The sequence below is a fragment of the Paraburkholderia phytofirmans OLGA172 genome (assembly GCF_001634365.1).
GTDB lineage: Bacteria > Pseudomonadota > Gammaproteobacteria > Burkholderiales > Burkholderiaceae > Paraburkholderia.
Genome location: NZ_CP014578.1, coordinates 4,264,158 through 4,280,847, shown reverse-complemented (window position 1 = coordinate 4,280,847; position 16,690 = coordinate 4,264,158). Strand labels below are relative to the sequence as shown.

General features: G+C 59.8%; 20 protein-coding genes. 18 read left to right on the top strand and 2 right to left on the bottom strand.

The annotated features are described in order from the left end of the window. The first annotated feature begins 10 nt into the window (after window positions 1-10). From rplR to dsbD, 14 genes are all read left to right on the top strand, one after another. Complete coding sequence (rplR, locus tag AYM40_RS18870) at window positions 11-376, top strand: 50S ribosomal protein L18 (protein ID WP_006052218.1); 366 nt, start codon at window positions 11-13, stop codon at window positions 374-376. A gap of 14 nt (window positions 377-390) precedes the next feature. After that, complete coding sequence (gene rpsE, locus AYM40_RS18865) at window positions 391-909, top strand: 30S ribosomal protein S5 (RefSeq protein WP_006052219.1); 519 nt, start codon at window positions 391-393, stop codon at window positions 907-909. Window positions 910-919: 10 nt separating this feature from the next. Then, complete coding sequence (gene rpmD, locus AYM40_RS18860) at window positions 920-1,102, top strand: 50S ribosomal protein L30 (RefSeq protein WP_007180126.1); 183 nt, start codon at window positions 920-922, stop codon at window positions 1,100-1,102. A 29-nt stretch (window positions 1,103-1,131) separates the two neighbouring features. Continuing rightward, entirely contained in the window at window positions 1,132-1,566 is a 435-nt protein-coding gene (gene rplO, locus AYM40_RS18855) for a 50S ribosomal protein L15 (RefSeq protein ID WP_054036556.1), read from the top strand. Window positions 1,567-1,612: 46 nt separating this feature from the next. Beyond that, the gene (gene secY, locus AYM40_RS18850; RefSeq protein WP_063497536.1) at window positions 1,613-2,959 is read left to right on the top strand and encodes a preprotein translocase subunit SecY; all 1,347 of its coding nucleotides are present in this window, start codon (window positions 1,613-1,615) and stop codon (window positions 2,957-2,959) included. Between the two features lie 8 nt (window positions 2,960-2,967). Continuing rightward, entirely contained in the window at window positions 2,968-3,186 is a 219-nt protein-coding gene (infA, locus tag AYM40_RS18845) for a translation initiation factor IF-1 (RefSeq protein WP_004521905.1), read from the top strand. Between the two features lie 20 nt (window positions 3,187-3,206). Continuing rightward, window positions 3,207-3,323 (top strand): 50S ribosomal protein L36, encoded by a 117-nt coding sequence (gene rpmJ, locus AYM40_RS18840; protein ID WP_004199844.1) that lies wholly within the window; start codon window positions 3,207-3,209, stop codon window positions 3,321-3,323. 41 nt (window positions 3,324-3,364) lie between these two features. Further along, a complete protein-coding gene (gene rpsM, locus AYM40_RS18835) occupies window positions 3,365-3,730 on the top strand; it encodes a 30S ribosomal protein S13 (RefSeq protein ID WP_006052223.1) in 366 nt (121 codons plus the stop codon). A gap of 28 nt (window positions 3,731-3,758) precedes the next feature. Then, entirely contained in the window at window positions 3,759-4,163 is a 405-nt protein-coding gene (gene rpsK, locus AYM40_RS18830) for a 30S ribosomal protein S11 (RefSeq protein ID WP_006052224.1), read from the top strand. A gap of 156 nt (window positions 4,164-4,319) precedes the next feature. Next, on the top strand, window positions 4,320-4,943 hold the full coding sequence (gene rpsD / locus AYM40_RS18825) for a 30S ribosomal protein S4 (protein ID WP_027800372.1): 624 nt from the start codon (window positions 4,320-4,322) through the stop codon (window positions 4,941-4,943). 124 nt (window positions 4,944-5,067) lie between these two features. Next, window positions 5,068-6,045 carry a DNA-directed RNA polymerase subunit alpha gene (locus AYM40_RS18820; protein WP_006052226.1) on the top strand — a complete coding sequence of 326 codons (978 nt, stop codon included), beginning with the start codon at window positions 5,068-5,070 and terminating at the stop codon, window positions 6,043-6,045. A gap of 181 nt (window positions 6,046-6,226) precedes the next feature. Next, complete coding sequence (gene rplQ / locus AYM40_RS18815; RefSeq protein ID WP_006052227.1) at window positions 6,227-6,619, top strand: 50S ribosomal protein L17; 393 nt, start codon at window positions 6,227-6,229, stop codon at window positions 6,617-6,619. A 184-nt stretch (window positions 6,620-6,803) separates the two neighbouring features. Continuing rightward, window positions 6,804-7,136, top strand: a complete 333-nt coding sequence (gene cutA / locus AYM40_RS18810) for a divalent-cation tolerance protein CutA (RefSeq protein WP_063497535.1) — start codon at window positions 6,804-6,806, stop codon at window positions 7,134-7,136. Next, window positions 7,129-9,006, top strand: coding sequence for a protein-disulfide reductase DsbD (gene dsbD / locus AYM40_RS18805; protein ID WP_063497534.1), 1,878 nt, complete (start codon window positions 7,129-7,131; stop codon window positions 9,004-9,006). Before cutA ends, dsbD begins: the two co-directional genes overlap by 8 nt. A 173-nt stretch (window positions 9,007-9,179) precedes the next feature. On the opposite strand, the gene hemB is transcribed toward dsbD, so the two are convergent. Then, window positions 9,180-10,178: a porphobilinogen synthase gene (gene hemB / locus AYM40_RS18800; protein ID WP_063497533.1), complete on the bottom strand. Its 999-nt coding sequence runs from the start codon at window positions 10,176-10,178 to the stop codon at window positions 9,180-9,182. A gap of 251 nt (window positions 10,179-10,429) precedes the next feature. Then, window positions 10,430-11,083, bottom strand: a complete 654-nt coding sequence (gene yihA, locus AYM40_RS18795) for a ribosome biogenesis GTP-binding protein YihA/YsxC (RefSeq protein ID WP_063497532.1) — start codon at window positions 11,081-11,083, stop codon at window positions 10,430-10,432. A gap of 216 nt (window positions 11,084-11,299) precedes the next feature. Here yihA and AYM40_RS18790 point away from each other — a divergent pair, with 216 nt between their 5' ends. From AYM40_RS18790 to msrP, 4 genes are all read left to right on the top strand, one after another. Then, complete coding sequence (locus AYM40_RS18790) at window positions 11,300-11,953, top strand: c-type cytochrome (protein WP_063497531.1); 654 nt, start codon at window positions 11,300-11,302, stop codon at window positions 11,951-11,953. Between the two features lie 114 nt (window positions 11,954-12,067). Further along, window positions 12,068-14,281 (top strand): cytochrome c biogenesis protein ResB, encoded by a 2,214-nt coding sequence (locus AYM40_RS18785; protein ID WP_063497530.1) that lies wholly within the window; start codon window positions 12,068-12,070, stop codon window positions 14,279-14,281. A 4-nt stretch (window positions 14,282-14,285) separates the two neighbouring features. Further along, entirely contained in the window at window positions 14,286-15,494 is a 1,209-nt protein-coding gene (ccsB, locus tag AYM40_RS18780; RefSeq protein WP_063498109.1) for a c-type cytochrome biogenesis protein CcsB, read from the top strand. Between the two features lie 198 nt (window positions 15,495-15,692). After that, window positions 15,693-16,688, top strand: a complete 996-nt coding sequence (gene msrP, locus AYM40_RS18775; RefSeq protein ID WP_063497529.1) for a protein-methionine-sulfoxide reductase catalytic subunit MsrP — start codon at window positions 15,693-15,695, stop codon at window positions 16,686-16,688. Window positions 16,689-16,690 lie beyond the last annotated feature (2 nt).

The following is a 16,690-nucleotide window of genomic DNA, read 5'->3' as shown; positions in this document are numbered from 1 at the left end:
GTGCGCAATCATGGATAAGACTCAATCTCGCCTGCGCCGCGCTCGTCAGACGCGTATCAAGATCGCTGAGCTGCAGGTCGCGCGTCTCGCCGTGCATCGCACGAACACGCACATCTATGCGCAAGTGTTCTCGCCGTGCGGCACCAAGGTGCTCGCCAGCGCGTCGACGCTCGAAGCCGAAGTGCGTGCGCAACTGGCTGATCAGACAGGCAAGGGCGGCAACGTCGCTGCTGCGACCCTGATCGGTAAGCGCATTGCAGAAAAGGCTAAGGCTGCCGGCATCGAATCCGTCGCCTTCGACCGTTCGGGTTTCCGTTATCACGGCCGCGTGAAAGCGCTGGCTGATGCGGCGCGCGAAGCCGGACTCAAGTTCTAAGGGAAGAATTCGTCATGGCAAAGATGCAAGCGAAAGTTCAGGCTGACGAACGCGACGACGGCCTGCGCGAAAAGATGATTTCGGTCAACCGCGTGACCAAGGTTGTGAAGGGTGGCCGGATTCTCGGTTTCGCCGCACTGACCGTGGTTGGCGACGGTGATGGCCGCGTCGGTATGGGCAAGGGCAAGGCGAAGGAAGTGCCGGTCGCTGTTCAGAAGGCGATGGAGCAGGCTCGCCGCAACATGTTCAAGGTGCCGCTTAAGAACGGTACCCTGCAACACGAAGTGCACGGTAAGCACGGCGCATCGATGGTCCTCCTCGCTCCGGCGAAGGACGGTACCGGTGTGATCGCTGGTGGCCCGATGCGCGCAGTGTTCGACGTGATGGGCGTGCAGAACGTTGTGGCCAAGAGCCACGGTTCGACGAACCCGTACAACCTCGTTCGTGCAACGCTCGACGGTCTGCGTAAGCAGTCGACGCCGGGTGATATCGCGGCGAAGCGCGGCAAGTCCGTCGAAGATATTCTGGGCTAAGGTGGACACCATGTCTGATAAAACTGTCAAGGTCCAGCTCGTCAAGAGCCTGATCGGCACCCGTGAAACGCACCGTGCAACGGTGCGTGGCTTGGGCCTGCGCCGACTCAACTCGGTTAGCGAGTTGCAGGACACGCCGGCTGTGCGCGGCATGATCAACAAGGTTTCGTACCTCGTTAAGGTCATCAGCTAAGCGGCTGACCAGGACTCAAGGAGTTGATAATGGAATTGAATAACCTGAAGCCGGCTGAAGGCTCGAAGCACGCTAAGCGTCGCGTCGGCCGTGGCATCGGCTCCGGTCTGGGCAAGACGGCTGGCCGCGGTCACAAGGGTCAGAAGTCGCGTTCGGGCGGCTTTCACAAGGTTGGCTTCGAAGGCGGTCAAATGCCGCTGCAACGTCGCCTGCCGAAGCGTGGCTTCACCTCGCTGACGAAGGAATTCGTTGGTGAAGTGCGTCTCTCTGATCTGGAAAAGCTGCCGGTCGACGAAATCGATCTGTTGGCTCTGAAGCAAGCCGGCCTGCTCGGCGAGCTGATCAAGAGCGCCAAGATCATCGCGACGGGCGAGCTTAAGCGCAAGATCGTTGTGAAGGGTCTGGGTGCGACGAAGGGTGCGCGCGCTGCTATCGAAGCAGCCGGCGGCTCTTTTGCCGAGTAACGCGCAAGTTATTTGCCGTCACTAGCATTTGCATCGGAGAAGGTACTTGGCTAACAGTCCGAGTCTCGCAAAACCCGGTCGCAGCGCGGCGAAGTTTGGCGATCTGCGTCGGCGTGCAGTGTTCCTGCTGCTGGCGTTGATCGTCTACCGTATCGGCGCGCACATTCCGGTGCCGGGTATTGACCCGGACCAGCTGGCAAAGTTGTTCCAAAGCCAGTCGGGCGGCATCCTTGGCATGTTCAACATGTTCTCGGGTGGTGCACTTTCGCGGTTCACGATTTTTGCGCTGGGGATCATGCCGTACATTTCGGCGTCGATCATCATGCAGTTGCTGGCGATTGTCTCGCCACAACTGGAAGCGCTGAAAAAGGAAGGGCAGGCGGGTCAACGGAAGATTACGCAGTACACGCGTATCTTTACGGTCCTGCTGGCGACGTTCCAGGCGTTCGGCATTGCCGTCGCGCTGGAAAATCAGCCGGGCCTTGTGATCGATCCGGGGATGGTATTTCGGCTGACGACGGTCGTGACGCTGGTGACCGGCACGATGTTCCTGATGTGGCTGGGTGAGCAGATCACGGAACGCGGGCTTGGTAACGGTATCTCGATCATCATTTTCGGCGGTATTGCAGCGGGTTTCCCGAACGCAATCGGTGGTCTTTTCGAACTGGTGCGAACCGGCTCGATGAGCATCATCTCGGCGATTATCGTGGTCGCGCTGATTGCCGGTGTGACGTATCTGGTGGTGTTCATCGAACGCGGCCAGCGCAAGATTCTTGTGAATTACGCCAAGCGGCAGGTCGGTAACAAGATTTACGGCGGACAGTCTTCACATCTGCCGCTGAAGTTGAATATGTCGGGCGTGATTCCGCCGATCTTTGCATCGTCGATCATTCTCTTCCCGGCAACCATCCTGAACTGGTTTAGTTCGGGGTCGCGTACCAGCTGGTTCGCAGACACGTTGCACAACGTGGCCGAAGCCCTTAAGCCCGGTCAACCCGTGTACGTGTTGCTGTACGCGTTGGCGATCGTCTTCTTTTGCTTTTTCTACACCGCACTGGTGTTCAACAGCAGGGAAACGGCCGACAACCTGAAAAAGAGTGGCGCTTTCGTCCCAGGCATCCGCCCGGGCGATCAAACGGCGCGATACATCGACCGTATCCTCACGCGTCTGACGCTGGCTGGTGCGATCTACATCGTGTTTGTTTGTCTGCTACCTGAATTTTTGGTACTGCGCTGGAACGTGCCGTTTTATTTTGGTGGAACGTCGCTGCTGATCATTGTCGTCGTCACAATGGATTTCATGGCGCAGGTGCAGTCGTACGTTATGTCGCAACAGTATGAATCGCTGCTGAAGAAAGCTAATTTCAAAGGCGGCGGCGTCCCGATGCGTTGAAAGGACTTATGGCCAAAGACGATGTTATCCAGATGCAGGGTGAAGTCATCGAAAACCTGCCTAACGCTACCTTCAGGGTGAAGCTGGAAAACGGCCATGTCGTATTGGGACACATATCCGGCAAGATGCGGATGCACTACATCCGAATCCTGCCGGGCGACAAGGTAACGGTTGAATTGACGCCTTACGATCTGTCGCGTGCGCGGATCGTGTTCCGGGCGAAGTGATTTGAAAAAAGGGTAATATCATGAAAGTGATGGCATCGGTTAAGCGCATTTGCCGCAATTGCAAGATCATCAAGCGCAAAGGCGTTGTGCGCGTGATTTGCAGCTCTGATCCGCGCCACAAACAGCGTCAAGGCTGAACGCCGCGCTTTTTGCTGCGCTTTTTGTTTGAGGAAAAACAATGGCTCGTATCGCAGGGGTTAACATCCCGAATCACCAGCATACCGAAATCGGCCTGACGGCAATTTACGGTATCGGCCGCACGCGCTCGCGCGACATTTGCGTCGCTGCTGGTGTGGCATTTTCGAAGAAGGTCAAGGACCTGAACGACGCAGACCTCGAAAAGCTGCGTGAAGAAGTCGGCAAGTTCATCGTTGAAGGCGATCTTCGCCGTGAAACGACGATGAACATCAAGCGCCTGATGGATCTCGGCTGCTACCGTGGCGTGCGTCATCGTAAGGGCTTGCCCCTGCGTGGCCAACGCACGCGTACGAATGCCCGTACGCGCAAGGGTCCGCGTCGTGCAGCGCAATCGCTGAAGAAGTAAGCGGAACTGACAGTTACAGGAAAACGTAATGGCTAAGGCTTCGAACAACTCCGCGGCGCAACGCGTTCGCAAGAAGGTCAAGAAGAACGTCGCCGAGGGCGTGGTTCACGTTCACGCGTCGTTCAACAACACCATCATCACGATCACCGATCGTCAAGGCAATGCACTTGCCTGGGCAACGTCGGGTGGTCAGGGCTTCAAGGGTTCGCGTAAATCGACCCCGTTTGCAGCTCAGGTGGCAGCCGAATCGGCTGGCCGCGTGGCGATGGAATACGGCGTGAAGAACCTCGAAGTGCGTATCAAGGGCCCTGGCCCTGGCCGCGAATCGGCGGTGCGCGCGCTGCATGGTCTTGGCATCAAGATCACCGCGATCTCCGACGTGACGCCGGTCCCGCACAACGGCTGCCGTCCGCCGAAGCGTCGTCGTATCTAAGACGCTGTTTTCGCTAGCGCCTGTTGCCGCCGGTGTTCAAGCCGGCGACCACAGGCTGCTTGCGCTATTGAATTGACTAAGCCCACCGTTCGACCCAAAGGGTTCGGACTAGCGCGAGTGCATGCATTCGTGTGATCAATCATAGAAGGAATCAACGTGGCACGTTATATCGGCCCTAAGGCCAAGCTGTCCCGCCGTGAAGGCACTGACCTCTTCCTGAAGAGCGCCCGTCGTTCGCTCGCTGACAAGTGCAAGCTTGACAGCAAGCCTGGCCAACACGGCCGCACGTCGGGTGCACGTACGTCCGACTACGGCACGCAGCTGCGCGAAAAGCAAAAAGTGAAGCGCATCTACGGTGTCCTCGAGCGTCAATTCCGCCGTTACTTCGCTGAAGCCGACCGCCTGAAGGGCAACACGGGTGAAAACCTGCTGCAATTGCTCGAATCGCGTCTCGACAACGTCGTGTATCGCATGGGCTTCGGCTCGACGCGTGCTGAAGCGCGTCAGCTCGTGAGCCACAAGGCGATCACGGTGAACGGCGTGGTGTCGAACATCCCGTCGATGCAAGTGAAGGCAGGCGACGTCGTCGCAGTGCGCGAACAAAAGAAGAAGCAGGCGCGTATTCTCGAAGCGCTGTCGCTGGCTGAGCAAGGCGGTCTGCCGAGCTGGGTTGCTGTCGATTCGAAGAAGTTCGAAGGCACGTTCAAGAGCAAGCCGGAACGCAGCGACATCGCTGGCGATATCAACGAAAGCCTGATCGTCGAATTGTATTCGCGGTAATCGGATTAACGGCCGGGGCACCCCGATTGCGTTGCGCAAGGGGGCGTCTCGGCTGTTTATTTTCAGGTTGTTACCGGTCAGCCTTATCGGTGTAACGAGCCGAGGGTATTGAAAAGGAAAACCTATGCAAACCAGTTTGTTGAAGCCCAAGATCATCGCAGTTGAATCGCTTGGTGAGAGCCACGCGAAAGTGGTCATGGAACCGTTTGAACGCGGTTACGGCCACACCTTGGGTAACGCGCTCCGGCGCGTGCTGCTGTCGTCAATGATCGGCTACGCGCCGACCGAAGTGACGATCGCAGGCGTCGTGCATGAGTATTCGACGCTCGACGGTGTGCAAGAGGATGTGGTCAACCTGTTGTTGAACCTGAAGGGCGTGGTGTTCAAGCTGCATAACCGTGACGAAGTGACGGTTACGCTGCGCAAGGAAGGCGAAGGCGTTGTCACCGCTGGCGACATCGAACTCGCGCACGATTGCGAAGTGATCAACCCGGATCACGTGATTGCGCATCTGTCGAAGGGCGGCAAGCTCGACGTGCAGATCAAGGTCGAAAAGGGCCGTGGCTATGTGCCGGGCAATGTGCGTCGTTACGGCGAAGAGTCGGCCAAGATCATCGGCCGTATCGTGCTGGACGCGTCGTTCTCGCCGGTTCGCCGCGTGAGCTACGCCGTTGAAAGCGCGCGCGTCGAACAGCGTACCGACCTCGACAAGCTCGTGATGAACATCGAGACCAACGGTGTGATCTCGCCGGAAGAAGCGATCCGTCAATCGGCGCGTATTCTGGTTGATCAACTGTCGGTGTTCGCTGCACTGGAAGGCACCGAAGCAACGGCGGAAGCGCCGTCGCGTGCGCCGCAGATCGATCCGATCCTGCTGCGTCCGGTTGATGATCTTGAACTGACGGTTCGTTCCGCGAACTGCCTGAAGGCCGAGAACATCTACTACATCGGCGACCTGATCCAGCGCACGGAAAACGAGTTGCTCAAGACCCCGAATCTGGGTCGCAAATCGTTGAACGAAATCAAGGAAGTATTGGCGTCGCGTGGTTTGACGCTGGGCATGAAACTCGAAAACTGGCCGCCGGCAGGTTTGGACAAGTAAGTCGAGAAGTCATCCCGGGGCAGAACCCGTCGCTGCACTGGCAAAGACGCGGATTTTCCTTTAAAATCCGCGTCTTGTCTTTTTTCACTACCGGCCCGTGCACTCATCACCGTTGGGAAACCGAGGGTAGACCGAGCGCGATAGAAGAGCTGGACCAAAACTTTGAATCAAAGGAATTAACATGCGTCACCGTCATGGTTTGCGGAAACTGAACCGCACGAGCAGCCACCGTCTGGCAATGCTCCGTAACATGTCCAACTCGTTGATCGAGCACGAAGTCATCAAGACGACGCTGCCGAAGGCGAAAGAACTCCGTAAAGTCGTCGAGCCGCTGATCACGCTCGGCAAGAAGCCGTCGCTGGCAAATCGTCGTCTGGCGTTCAACCGCCTGCGTGATCGTGACTCGGTCACGAAGCTGTTCGAAGTTCTCGGCCCGCGTTACGCTACCCGTCCGGGCGGCTACCTGCGCGTCCTGAAGTTCGGTTTCCGCGTCGGCGACAACGCACCGATGGCACTGGTCGAATTGCTGGACCGTCCGGAAGTCGAAGAAGTTGAAGTGCAAGAAGCTGAGTAAGCTTTTTAGCATCGAAGAAAAAGCCAGGCGCCAAGCCTGGCTTTTTTGTTTATGGCGGCGAATTTCACTGCGGCATGTCGATCGCGGCGGCCAAATGCCGCAGGCTTGCAGCAGAGCCGTCTGCGGCACCGCATGGCTAGGTGATACGATATCGGCACCTGAATCGTGCTTGGCCGGAGCCTTTGTGAGCGTGAATGTGACCTTGATTCTGACGACGGTACCGGATGCGGCCGTTGCTCAGAAGCTCGCGGCGGGCGCACTGGCCGCGCGGCTGTGCGCCTGCGTCACGCAGTTAGGCTCTGTGCAGTCCAGCTATCACTGGCAGGGCGCGATCGAAACGGCGCAGGAGATCCAGTTGCTGTTCAAGACCAGCGCGGCACGCGCGCTCGAGCTCGAGCAGTACATTCAGGCCCACCATCCCTACGACACGCCGGAAATCCTCTCGTGGCAAGCTATGGCATCGGTCGCGTACGGCCAGTGGATCACTGCTGAAACTCAACGTCCTCTCCATGTTTAACGGTCTCAATCGACGTGCGCGCCATGCGTTGCGCGCCGTCGTCCTCCTGCTCGGTTGCCTGATCGTCGCTCAGTTCGGCACGCTTGCGCACGCTGCGGACGACTTCCTCGATCCCGCCGTCGCCTTCAAATTCAGCGCGACCGAGAAACCCGGCGAAGTCGACGTCACTTACAAGATCGCGGACGGTTACTACATGTACCGCGAGCGTTTCGCGTTCGCGACCCGTAACGGCACGACGACAATCGGCGAACCGCAATTGCCGGCTGGTCACGTCAAGTTCGATCAGACCTTCAACAAGAATGTCGAAACCTATCGCAATGAACTGACAATCCGCATCCCGGTGAAACAGCCGCAGGGGGCGTTCGACCTTGCTGTTACGTCTCAAGGCTGTGCGGATGCCGGCATCTGCTATCCGCCGATGGAGCGCGTGTATCACGTGAGCGGCGAGGCGTTGCAGCCGGCCGGCGGCGCCGCGGCGGCCACCGCCACGCGGCAATCCACAGCAGCCGGCGCACCGTGGTATGAGCGTGCCACTAGCGCCGACTATGCGCAGTCGCTACTGGAAGGCGGCGGCTTCTTCGCGATCATCGGGCTCTATTTCGTGGCCGGCGCCGTGCTCAGTCTGCTGCCGTGCTCGTATCCGATGATTCCGATCCTGTCTGCGATCATCATCGGCGAAGGCGCGCGGGTGACGCGTGCCCGTGGCTTTGCGTTGTCGCTGGCGTACGTGATCGGCATGGCACTCGTGTACACGGCGCTTGGCATCGCGGCAGCGCTCGTTGGCCAGAGCCTCGGCGCATGGCTGCAGAACCCGTGGGTGCTTGGTACGTTTGGCGTCCTGCTGACCGTTTTCGCGCTGACCCTGATCGCCGGCTTCGACATCGCGTTGCCGCAGCGCTGGCAGGACGGCGTGTCGCGTGCGTCGACAGGGCGTTCCGGCGGCAAGTTTGCCGCGGTGGCAGTAATGGGCGCGCTATCCGCGTTGGTGGTTGGCGCTTGCATGACCGCGCCGCTCTTTGCCGTGCTGGCGTTCATCGCGCACACAGGCGACGCGTTGCTCGGCGGCGCGGCGCTGTTCTCGATGGGACTCGGGCTCGGTGTGCCCCTCCTGATCATCGGGCTTGGCGCCGGTACTTTGCTGCCGCGCGCCGGCGCGTGGATGGACGGCGTCAAGGTGTTTTTCGGCGTGGTGCTGCTGGCGGCGGCCCTGTGGATCGTCTGGCCGGTGCTTGGTGCGACCGCGACAATGCTGCTGAGTGCGCTGTGGTTGCTGATCGCGGCCGCCGGACTCGGTCTTTTCTCGGCACCAGCGGTGGGTATTTCCGTCTGGCGGCGGCTCGGCCGGGGTATCGGCGCGGCGCTGGCTATCTGGGCAGCGGTGCTGCTGGTTGGCCTCGCTGCAGGCTCCTCCGATCCGCTGCGTCCGCTAGCTGTCCTGGCTGTGTGGGGTGACGGCGGGGAGGCTAACGTGGCAAGTGTTTCCAAATCGCCGAATAGGTTGTCACAGAGCGATCTGACATTCGCTCCGGTTCGTTCCTCGACCGATCTCGACGAGGCCGTCAAAACGGCTGCGCAGCCCGCTATGCTCGATTTTTACGCAGACTGGTGCGTGAGCTGCAAAGAAATGGAGAAGTTCACGTTTAGCGATCCGCGTGTTCAGGCGAAGTTGAAGCAGATGAACCTGCTGCGCGCCGACGTCACCGCAAATAACGCCGACGATCAGATGCTGCTCAAGCGCTTCAGCCTGTTCGGCCCGCCCGGCATCATCTTTTTCGACCAGGGGGGCAAGGAAGTGCTGCGCGTCGTCGGCTACGAGTCCGCGGACAAGTTTTTGCGCACCCTCGATCGCGCCAACGCGCCCGGGGCGTAACGCAAAGCAGCTGCGCTGCCCGAGCGCGCAAAGAAACCCGCACCCCCGACGCGCCCGCAAAAAGGCGCAGGCCAGAACATGCATAAAAAAACGGAGGCACGACTTAAAGTCGGCCTCCGTTTTTTTGGGGCGCATTCAGAAGACTGGCGTCGCCGGTAAAGCGACACCTCAAATCACTTCTGCGAGCGCAAAATCCGCGCGGCATCCAGCGCGAAGTAGGTCAGCACGCCATCCGCGCCTGCCCGCTTGAACGCCAGCAGCGATTCCATCATCGCCTTGTCGTGATCGAGCCAGCCATTTTGCGCGGCCGCTTTCAGCATCGCGTATTCGCCGCTCACCTGATACACGTAGGTCGGGAACTTGAACTCGTCCTTCACACGACGCACGATGTCCAGATACGGCATGCCTGGCTTGACCATCACCATATCCGCGCCTTCCTCGATGTCCGCTTGCACTTCGCGCAGGGCTTCATCCGAATTGGCCGGATCCATCTGGTAAGTCATCTTGTTACCCTTGCCGAGGTTCGTCGCAGAACCGACGGCATCGCGGAACGGGCCGTAAAACGCCGACGCGAACTTGGCAGAGTAGGCCATGATGCGCGTATGGATATGACCCTCGCTCTCGAGCATTTCGCGGATCGCGCCAATGCGGCCATCCATCATGTCCGAGGGCGCGACGATATCGACACCCGCTTCAGCCTGCGCGCGCGCCTGTTCCACGAGGATCTCGACGGTCTCGTCGTTGATCACATAGCCGGCCTCGTCGAGTACGCCGTCCTGGCCGTGGCTCGTGTACGGATCCAGCGCGACGTCGGTGAGCACACCCAAATCGGGGAAGTTCTTTTTCAGTTCGCGAACTGCGCGCGGGATCAGGCCAGCCGGGTTGGTCGCTTCGCGGCCATCAGGCGTCTTCAAGGAAGGCTCGATCGCCGGAAAGAGCGATAGCACCGGCACGCCCAACTCGACGCATTGCTCGGCCACGCCCATCAGCAGATCCACCGACACGCGCTCGACGCCCGGCATCGACGGTACGGCTTGCCGCACGTTGGTGCCTTCGACGATGAACACGGGATAGATCAGATCGTTGGTGGTGAGGATGTTTTCTCGCATCAGACGGCGCGAGAAGTCGTCACGGCGCATGCGGCGCGGACGGTAGTGCGGAAAGAAGCTCATAAACGAATCGAAGAAACGTGGATGTATGGAGTGGACAAGTAGCGCCTGCCTCCGCTCCCGGAAACTTTTCGAGACAATGGTATATCATACCGATCGAGCAAGGCGCCCTGCGCTGACCTCCCCGCTTCTCCTCCCTGAGCGGGTGCCTGTCGTTTTTTCGATTAGGCTGTTTGACCCGCCGTTAAAGCGGCGGGTTTTTTTATGGGCGGCCGGAACGGCGCTTTTTGCCTGGGCTCGTACACGTTGCGCGGTTACTGCGGTGCGTCCGTTTCGCCCTTCGCGTCGGGGATCAGCCAGCTTTCGATCAGCTCGTGCGCTTCGTCGATGCCGACGCGTTTGAGCGCCGAGAACAGCTGCGCGGTCAATTCGCCCTGGTAGCCGGCGGAACGATATTCAGCCAACCCTTTCTGCGTCGCGCGCAAGGCGTTGACGCTTTCTTGGCGCGTCAATTTGTCGCACTTCGTCAGCAGCGTGTGGATCGGCTTGCCGGTCGGCGCGAACCACTCGATCATCCGCCGATCCAGATCCGTCAACGGGCGGCGCGAGTCCATCATCAGAATCATGCCGCGCAGTTGCGAGCGCGATTGCAGGTAGGTGGAGAGCAGCGCTTCCCAGTGAGCCTTGGCCGCGCCCGGCACTTCCGCATAACCGTAGCCCGGCAGGTCGACCAGGTGCGCTGTCGGCTCGTCCTCCTTGCCCACCGAGAAATAATTGATGTGCTGGGTGCGGCCCGGCGTCTTACTGGCGAACGCCAGACGTTTCTGATTGCACAGAATATTGATGGCCGTGGACTTGCCCGCATTCGAGCGTCCCGCAAAGCAGATCTCGGGTTGCGCGGTAGCCGGCAGATCACGCAGGTGATTGACGGTCGTGAAAAAGCGGGATTGGTGGAGCAGGAAGGACATGATCAGGCCAGGATTCGAGACGCCGGGGAACCCAGAGTGGGGACGGGTCAAGCCCGACTGGCGTCTTAGCGATTAGCGAGTTATTGTACAATACGATGGTTTACTGAAAACCTGAGGGGGCCAGCCCGCGTGCCTTGGCGGCTCTTTGCGGTCACTCAGTCGCTGTCGTATCTTGCAAAACCTCTAAAATCCCACAAGACGAGACAGGGTGTGCGAATGAATCGACTGTGCAAGGCTCTGATGGTGCTTCAAGTAGCGGCAGGTCTTTCAGGTTTGGCAATTCAGGCACGAGCAGCAGATCCGGCAAAGCCGGACGTCAATCGGGGGCAGGCAATCGCGGTGCAGGTTTGCGCGTCGTGTCACGGTGCAGATGGCAACAGTGCTGGCGGTGCGTATCCAAAGCTGGCGGACCAGCATCCCGAGTATCTCGTCAAGCAGCTGGTGGATTTCAAGACGCAGCCGGGCGCCAAGCAGCCCGCGCGCAACAACGCGATCATGGCGGGCATGGCTGCGGCGCTGTCCGACCAGGACATGGCCAACGTGGCTGCCTATTTTTCGACGCAGACTCCGAAGCTAGGCTACGCGCATAACAAAGATACCGTCCCGCTCGGTCAGAAGATTTATCGCGGTGGGATTGCAGATAAGGGTGTACCGGCGTGCGCAAGCTGCCACGGGCCGACCGGTCAGGGGATCCCGTCGCAGTATCCGCGTCTGTCGGGGCAGTGGGCGGAATACACGGTGGCGCAGTTGACTGCATTCACGCAAGGTCCGGGCGCGCGTAACAACAATGAGGCGATGCATGCCATTGCATCGCGTCTGTCGGACAGCGAGATCAAGGCTGTAGCGGATTACATCGCGGGCTTGCACTAAGAAGTCCGTACGCAAGCAACCGGCCCGGCGAGGCCGGTACAAAACAAGAAAAGGGTGAGGGCGTCGTGTCTACGACAGCCCTTCACCCTTTTTTGCTGTTCAGTCGGAGTATGAATGAGCGTCACCACGTCGGGTTTGCAGTCGAAGTCGGGCAATCGCATCACGCGCAGCATCATCGAAGTATTGAGTTCGATGCGCTTCGCGATCTCGTTGCTCGTGATTCTGTCGATCGCCAGTATTATCGGCACCGTCCTCACGCAGGACGATCCGTATCCCAACTACGTCAATCAGTTCGGCCCGTTCTGGGCGGACATCTTCCGCTCGCTGAGCTTGTACACGGTGTACAGCTCGTGGTGGTTCATGCTGATTCTCGGCTTCCTGATGGTGTCGGTGTCGCTGTGCGTGATCCGCAATGCGCCGAAAATGGTCGCGGACGCCAAGAGCTGGAAAGACAAGGTCCGCGAAGGCAGCTTGCGCGCGTTCCATCACAAGGGCGAGTTCGCGGTGCACGGCACGCGCGCACAGACCTCGGCGGTGCTCGCCAAACTCTCGGCCAGGCTTGGCTACAAGTTCGTCACACGGGAGTCGGACGGTGCAACGCTGATCGCCGCCAAGCGCGGCGCGCTGACCAAGTTCGGCTACATCTCCGCGCACATTGCGATTGTGGTGATCTGTCTGGGCGGCCTGCTCGACAGCAATCTGCCAATCAAGCTGCAAATGTGGCTGTTCGACAAGTCGCCGATCCGCTCCAACACGGTGATCAACGACATTCCGCCTGAACATCGCCTGTCGCAGTCGAATCCGACTTTCCGCGGCTATGCGTGGGTGCCGGAAGGGCAGCATGTGTCGACGGCGATTCTTAACCAGCCGGACGGCTCGCTGATCCAGGACCTGCCGTTCTCGATCGAGCTGAACAAGTTCATCGTCGACTACTACTCGACGGGCATGCCGAAGCTGTTCGCGAGCGACATCGTCGTGGTCGACCATAAAACGGGCGCGCGCGTGCCGGCCCGGGTCGAAGTGAACAAGCCATTCACCTACGACGGCGTCTCGATCTACCAGTCGAGCTTCCAGGACGGCGGGTCGCAGATGCAGATGACCGCGTACCCGATGTCCGGTTCGAGCGCGAAAACCGCGCCGTTCGGCGGCATGATCGGCGGCAATGCGCCGTTGAGTGCCGCCACACCGCTGGCCGACGGCCAGACCGTCGAATTCACGGATTTCCGTGCAATCAACGTCGAAAACGTCTCGAACGGCAGCGGCCAGAACGATGCGCGTGGCGTCGCCGCGCATCGTACGCTGAAAGAGGCGTTCGACGAGCGCCTCGGCTCGGGCGCGAAGAGCTCGAAGCCGCTCGATCTGCATAACGTCGGTCCGTCGGTGCAGTACAAGGTGCGCGACAAGGACGGCCAGGCGCGCGAGTACAACAACTACATGCTGCCGGTGGACGTCGCGGGCGAAAAGATGTTCCTCGCCGGCATGCGCCTGAATCCGGACGACCCATTCCGCTACCTGCGAATCCCCGCCGACACAGGCGGTACCGTCAAGGAATGGATGAACCTGCGCGCCACGCTTGAAAATCCGGCCATGCGCGCAGCCGCCGCTCACCGTTTCGCGCTGCGTTCGGTGTCGGGTTCGAATACCGAACTGCAACAGCACCTGGAAGAAAGCGCGCTGCGTGTCCTGACCCTGTTTGCCGGCGCGGACAACAGTATCAAGATGCCGAACGGCCAGACGCTCGGCGGCTTCCAGGCGATCGCCGGGTTCATCGATCATTCGGTGCCGAAGGGCGAGCAGGAAAAGGCCGCGGGCTTGCTGCTGCGCATGCTGGAAGGCGCGACGTGGGACCTGTGGCAACTGTCGCGCGAGCAGCTTGGCGAGCCGGATGCGCAGGCCAATGCGGACGCCAGCCGCTTTATCCAAAGCTCTATCAATGCGATATCCGACAGCTTTTTGTATGGATCGCCGGTCTACTTGCAGCTTGACTCATTCAAGCAGGTGCAAGCTTCGGTATTTCAGTTGACGCGCGCGCCGGGCAAAAAAGTCGTGTATCTTGGCAGCCTGCTCCTCGTGTTGGGCATCTTTTCGATGTTCTACGTCCGCGAAAGGCGCCTCTGGTTCTGGCTTAAAGATACCGATCACGGCACGAATGTCGTGATGGCGATGTCGAGCGCGCGCAAAACGCTGGATTTCGAAAAGGAGTTCGTTCAAACGCGCGACGCTGTAGGCACCGCGCTGGGTGTCAAACTCACTGAAGCATCCGGCGCCTCCGACAAACCCGGCCATGCCCGCGCGCCGTCTGCAGGCTCACAAGATTCGACCCGGTAAGATCATGGACTTGACTCAGGTTTCCTCCTCCTCCTCACCCTCGCGACCGCAGAAGGCGTTCGCGAGCGAGGCGCTCAACGTCGCGCAGTATGACGAGCGGCCGTTTCTGAAACGGCTCGGTATTGTCGACTGGCTGTTCGCCGTCGTGATGGTCGCGGGCGCGGGGTTCGCGCTGTCGCGCTATCACCCGTTCATGAATTACTACGACAAACTGGTGCTGTGCTGCGCAGTGCCGGTGTTCGTCGTGCTGGGCTGGCGCTGGAAACCGGTGCGTCCGCTGATGGTGGGCATCGCCGCACTGTCGCTGCTGGCGATCCAGATCTATCACGGCGATCTGACGCGCGCGGATAACGCGTTCTTCCTCAAATATTTCCTGTCGAGCCAGTCCGCGATTCTTTGGATGAGCGCGCTCTTCGTGTTCGCCACCGTCTTCTACTGGATCGGCCTGTTGTCGCGTTCACCGACCGGCGCTGCGATCGGTTCGAAGATGACCTGGGCCGCAGTGGTGATGGGCTTCGTCGGATTGATGGTGCGCTGGTATGAGTCGTATCTGATCGGCGCGGACGTCGGTCATATTCCAATCTCGAACCTGTATGAAGTGTTCGTGCTGTTCAGCCTGATCACCGCGCTGTTCTATCTGTACTACGAGCAGCACTACAACACGCGTGCGCTCGGCGCATTCGTGCTGCTGGTGATCAGCGCGGCGGTCGGCTTCCTGATGTGGTACTCGGTCGCCCGTGACGCACAGCAGATCCAGCCGCTCGTGCCGGCGCTGCAGAGCTGGTGGATGAAGATCCACGTGCCGGCTAACTTCATCGGATATGGCAGCTTTGCGCTGTCGGCGATGGTCGGCGTCGCGTATCTGGCGAAAGAGCGCGGCGTGCTGGCAGACCGCCTGCCGCCGCTCGATGTGCTCGACGACCTGATGTACAAGTCGATCGCCGTCGGCTTCGCGTTTTTCACCATCGCGACGATCCTCGGCGCGCTGTGGGCCGCTGAAGCATGGGGCGGTTACTGGAGCTGGGACCCGAAGGAAACGTGGGCGCTGATCGTCTGGCTGAACTACGCAGCCTGGCTTCATATGCGCTTGATGAAAGGCCTGCGCGGCGCGGTGGCGGCATGGTGGGCGCTGACCGGCCTGCTGGTGACGACCTTCGCATTTCTCGGCGTCAATATGTTCCTGTCGGGGCTGCATAGCTACGGCAAGCTGTAAGATCTGCCGTCCTGAGCCGACTAAGAACCGCCGCGTGCTTCACACCGGCGGTTTTTTTTACGTCTGGCGGAATATTCGCTGCATCCAGTGTGTTCGTTAGAGCAGTACCTAAAGATGACTGGGCGAGCGGCGAAACGAGCCGATCATCAATATGGCCCCGTAAGCTAGACAAGCGATGGGGCGGCAAGGAGCAGCACGATGTGGATCAAGCGAAGCGACAGAATTCAACTCATAGGCGATGACATCGCACGCAGCGAAATCACGCCGCAGCGCGTCTTCGAGAACCGGCGGCGCGTTTTGCAAGCTGCGGGTGCATTGGCGCTCGGCGGCCTGATCGGTGTGAATGGAGAAGCGCTGGCAGCATATTCATCGCCGGATACGAAGGCGCAAAAGCTTGTGGCGAAGACCAACGCGAAGTTCGTCGCCCTGGACAAGATCACGCCGTACAAGGACATCACCACGTACAACAACTACTACGAGTTCGGCACGGACAAAGCGGATCCCGCGCACAACGCCGGCACGTTGCGCCCGCATCCGTGGAAGGTGAGCGTCGAGGGCGAAATCAAGAATCCGAAGGTGTACGAGATCGATGAATTGCTGAAGCTCGCGCCGCTCGAGGAGCGCGTGTACCGGTTGCGTTGTGTCGAAGGCTGGTCGATGGTGATTCCGTGGATCGGCGTGCCGCTCTCGGAGTTGATCAGGCGTGTGCAGCCGACTGGCAATGCGAAGTATGTGCAATTCATCACGCTGGCTGACCCGTCGCAAATGCCCGGCCTGTCGACGCCGGTACTCGACTGGCCGTACACGGAAGGTCTGCGGATGGACGAAGCGATGAATCCGCTGACGCTGCTGACGATGGGCCTCTACGGCCAGGTGCTGCCGAATCAGAATGGCGCGCCGATTCGCGTGGTGGTGCCGTGGAAATACGGCTTCAAGAGCGCGAAGTCGCTGGTGAAGATCCGCTTCCTCGACAAGCAGCCGCCGACCAGCTGGAACACGTACGCGTCAAACGAATACGGCTTCTTTTCGAACGTGAATCCGAACGTCGATCACCCGCGCTGGAGCCAGGCTACCGAGCGGCGCATCGGCGAAGATGGTTTCTTCACGCCCAAGCGCAAGACGTTGATGTTCAACGGCTACGGCGATCAGGTCGCGTCGTTGTATCAGGGCATGGACCTGAAGAAGAATTTTTAAGC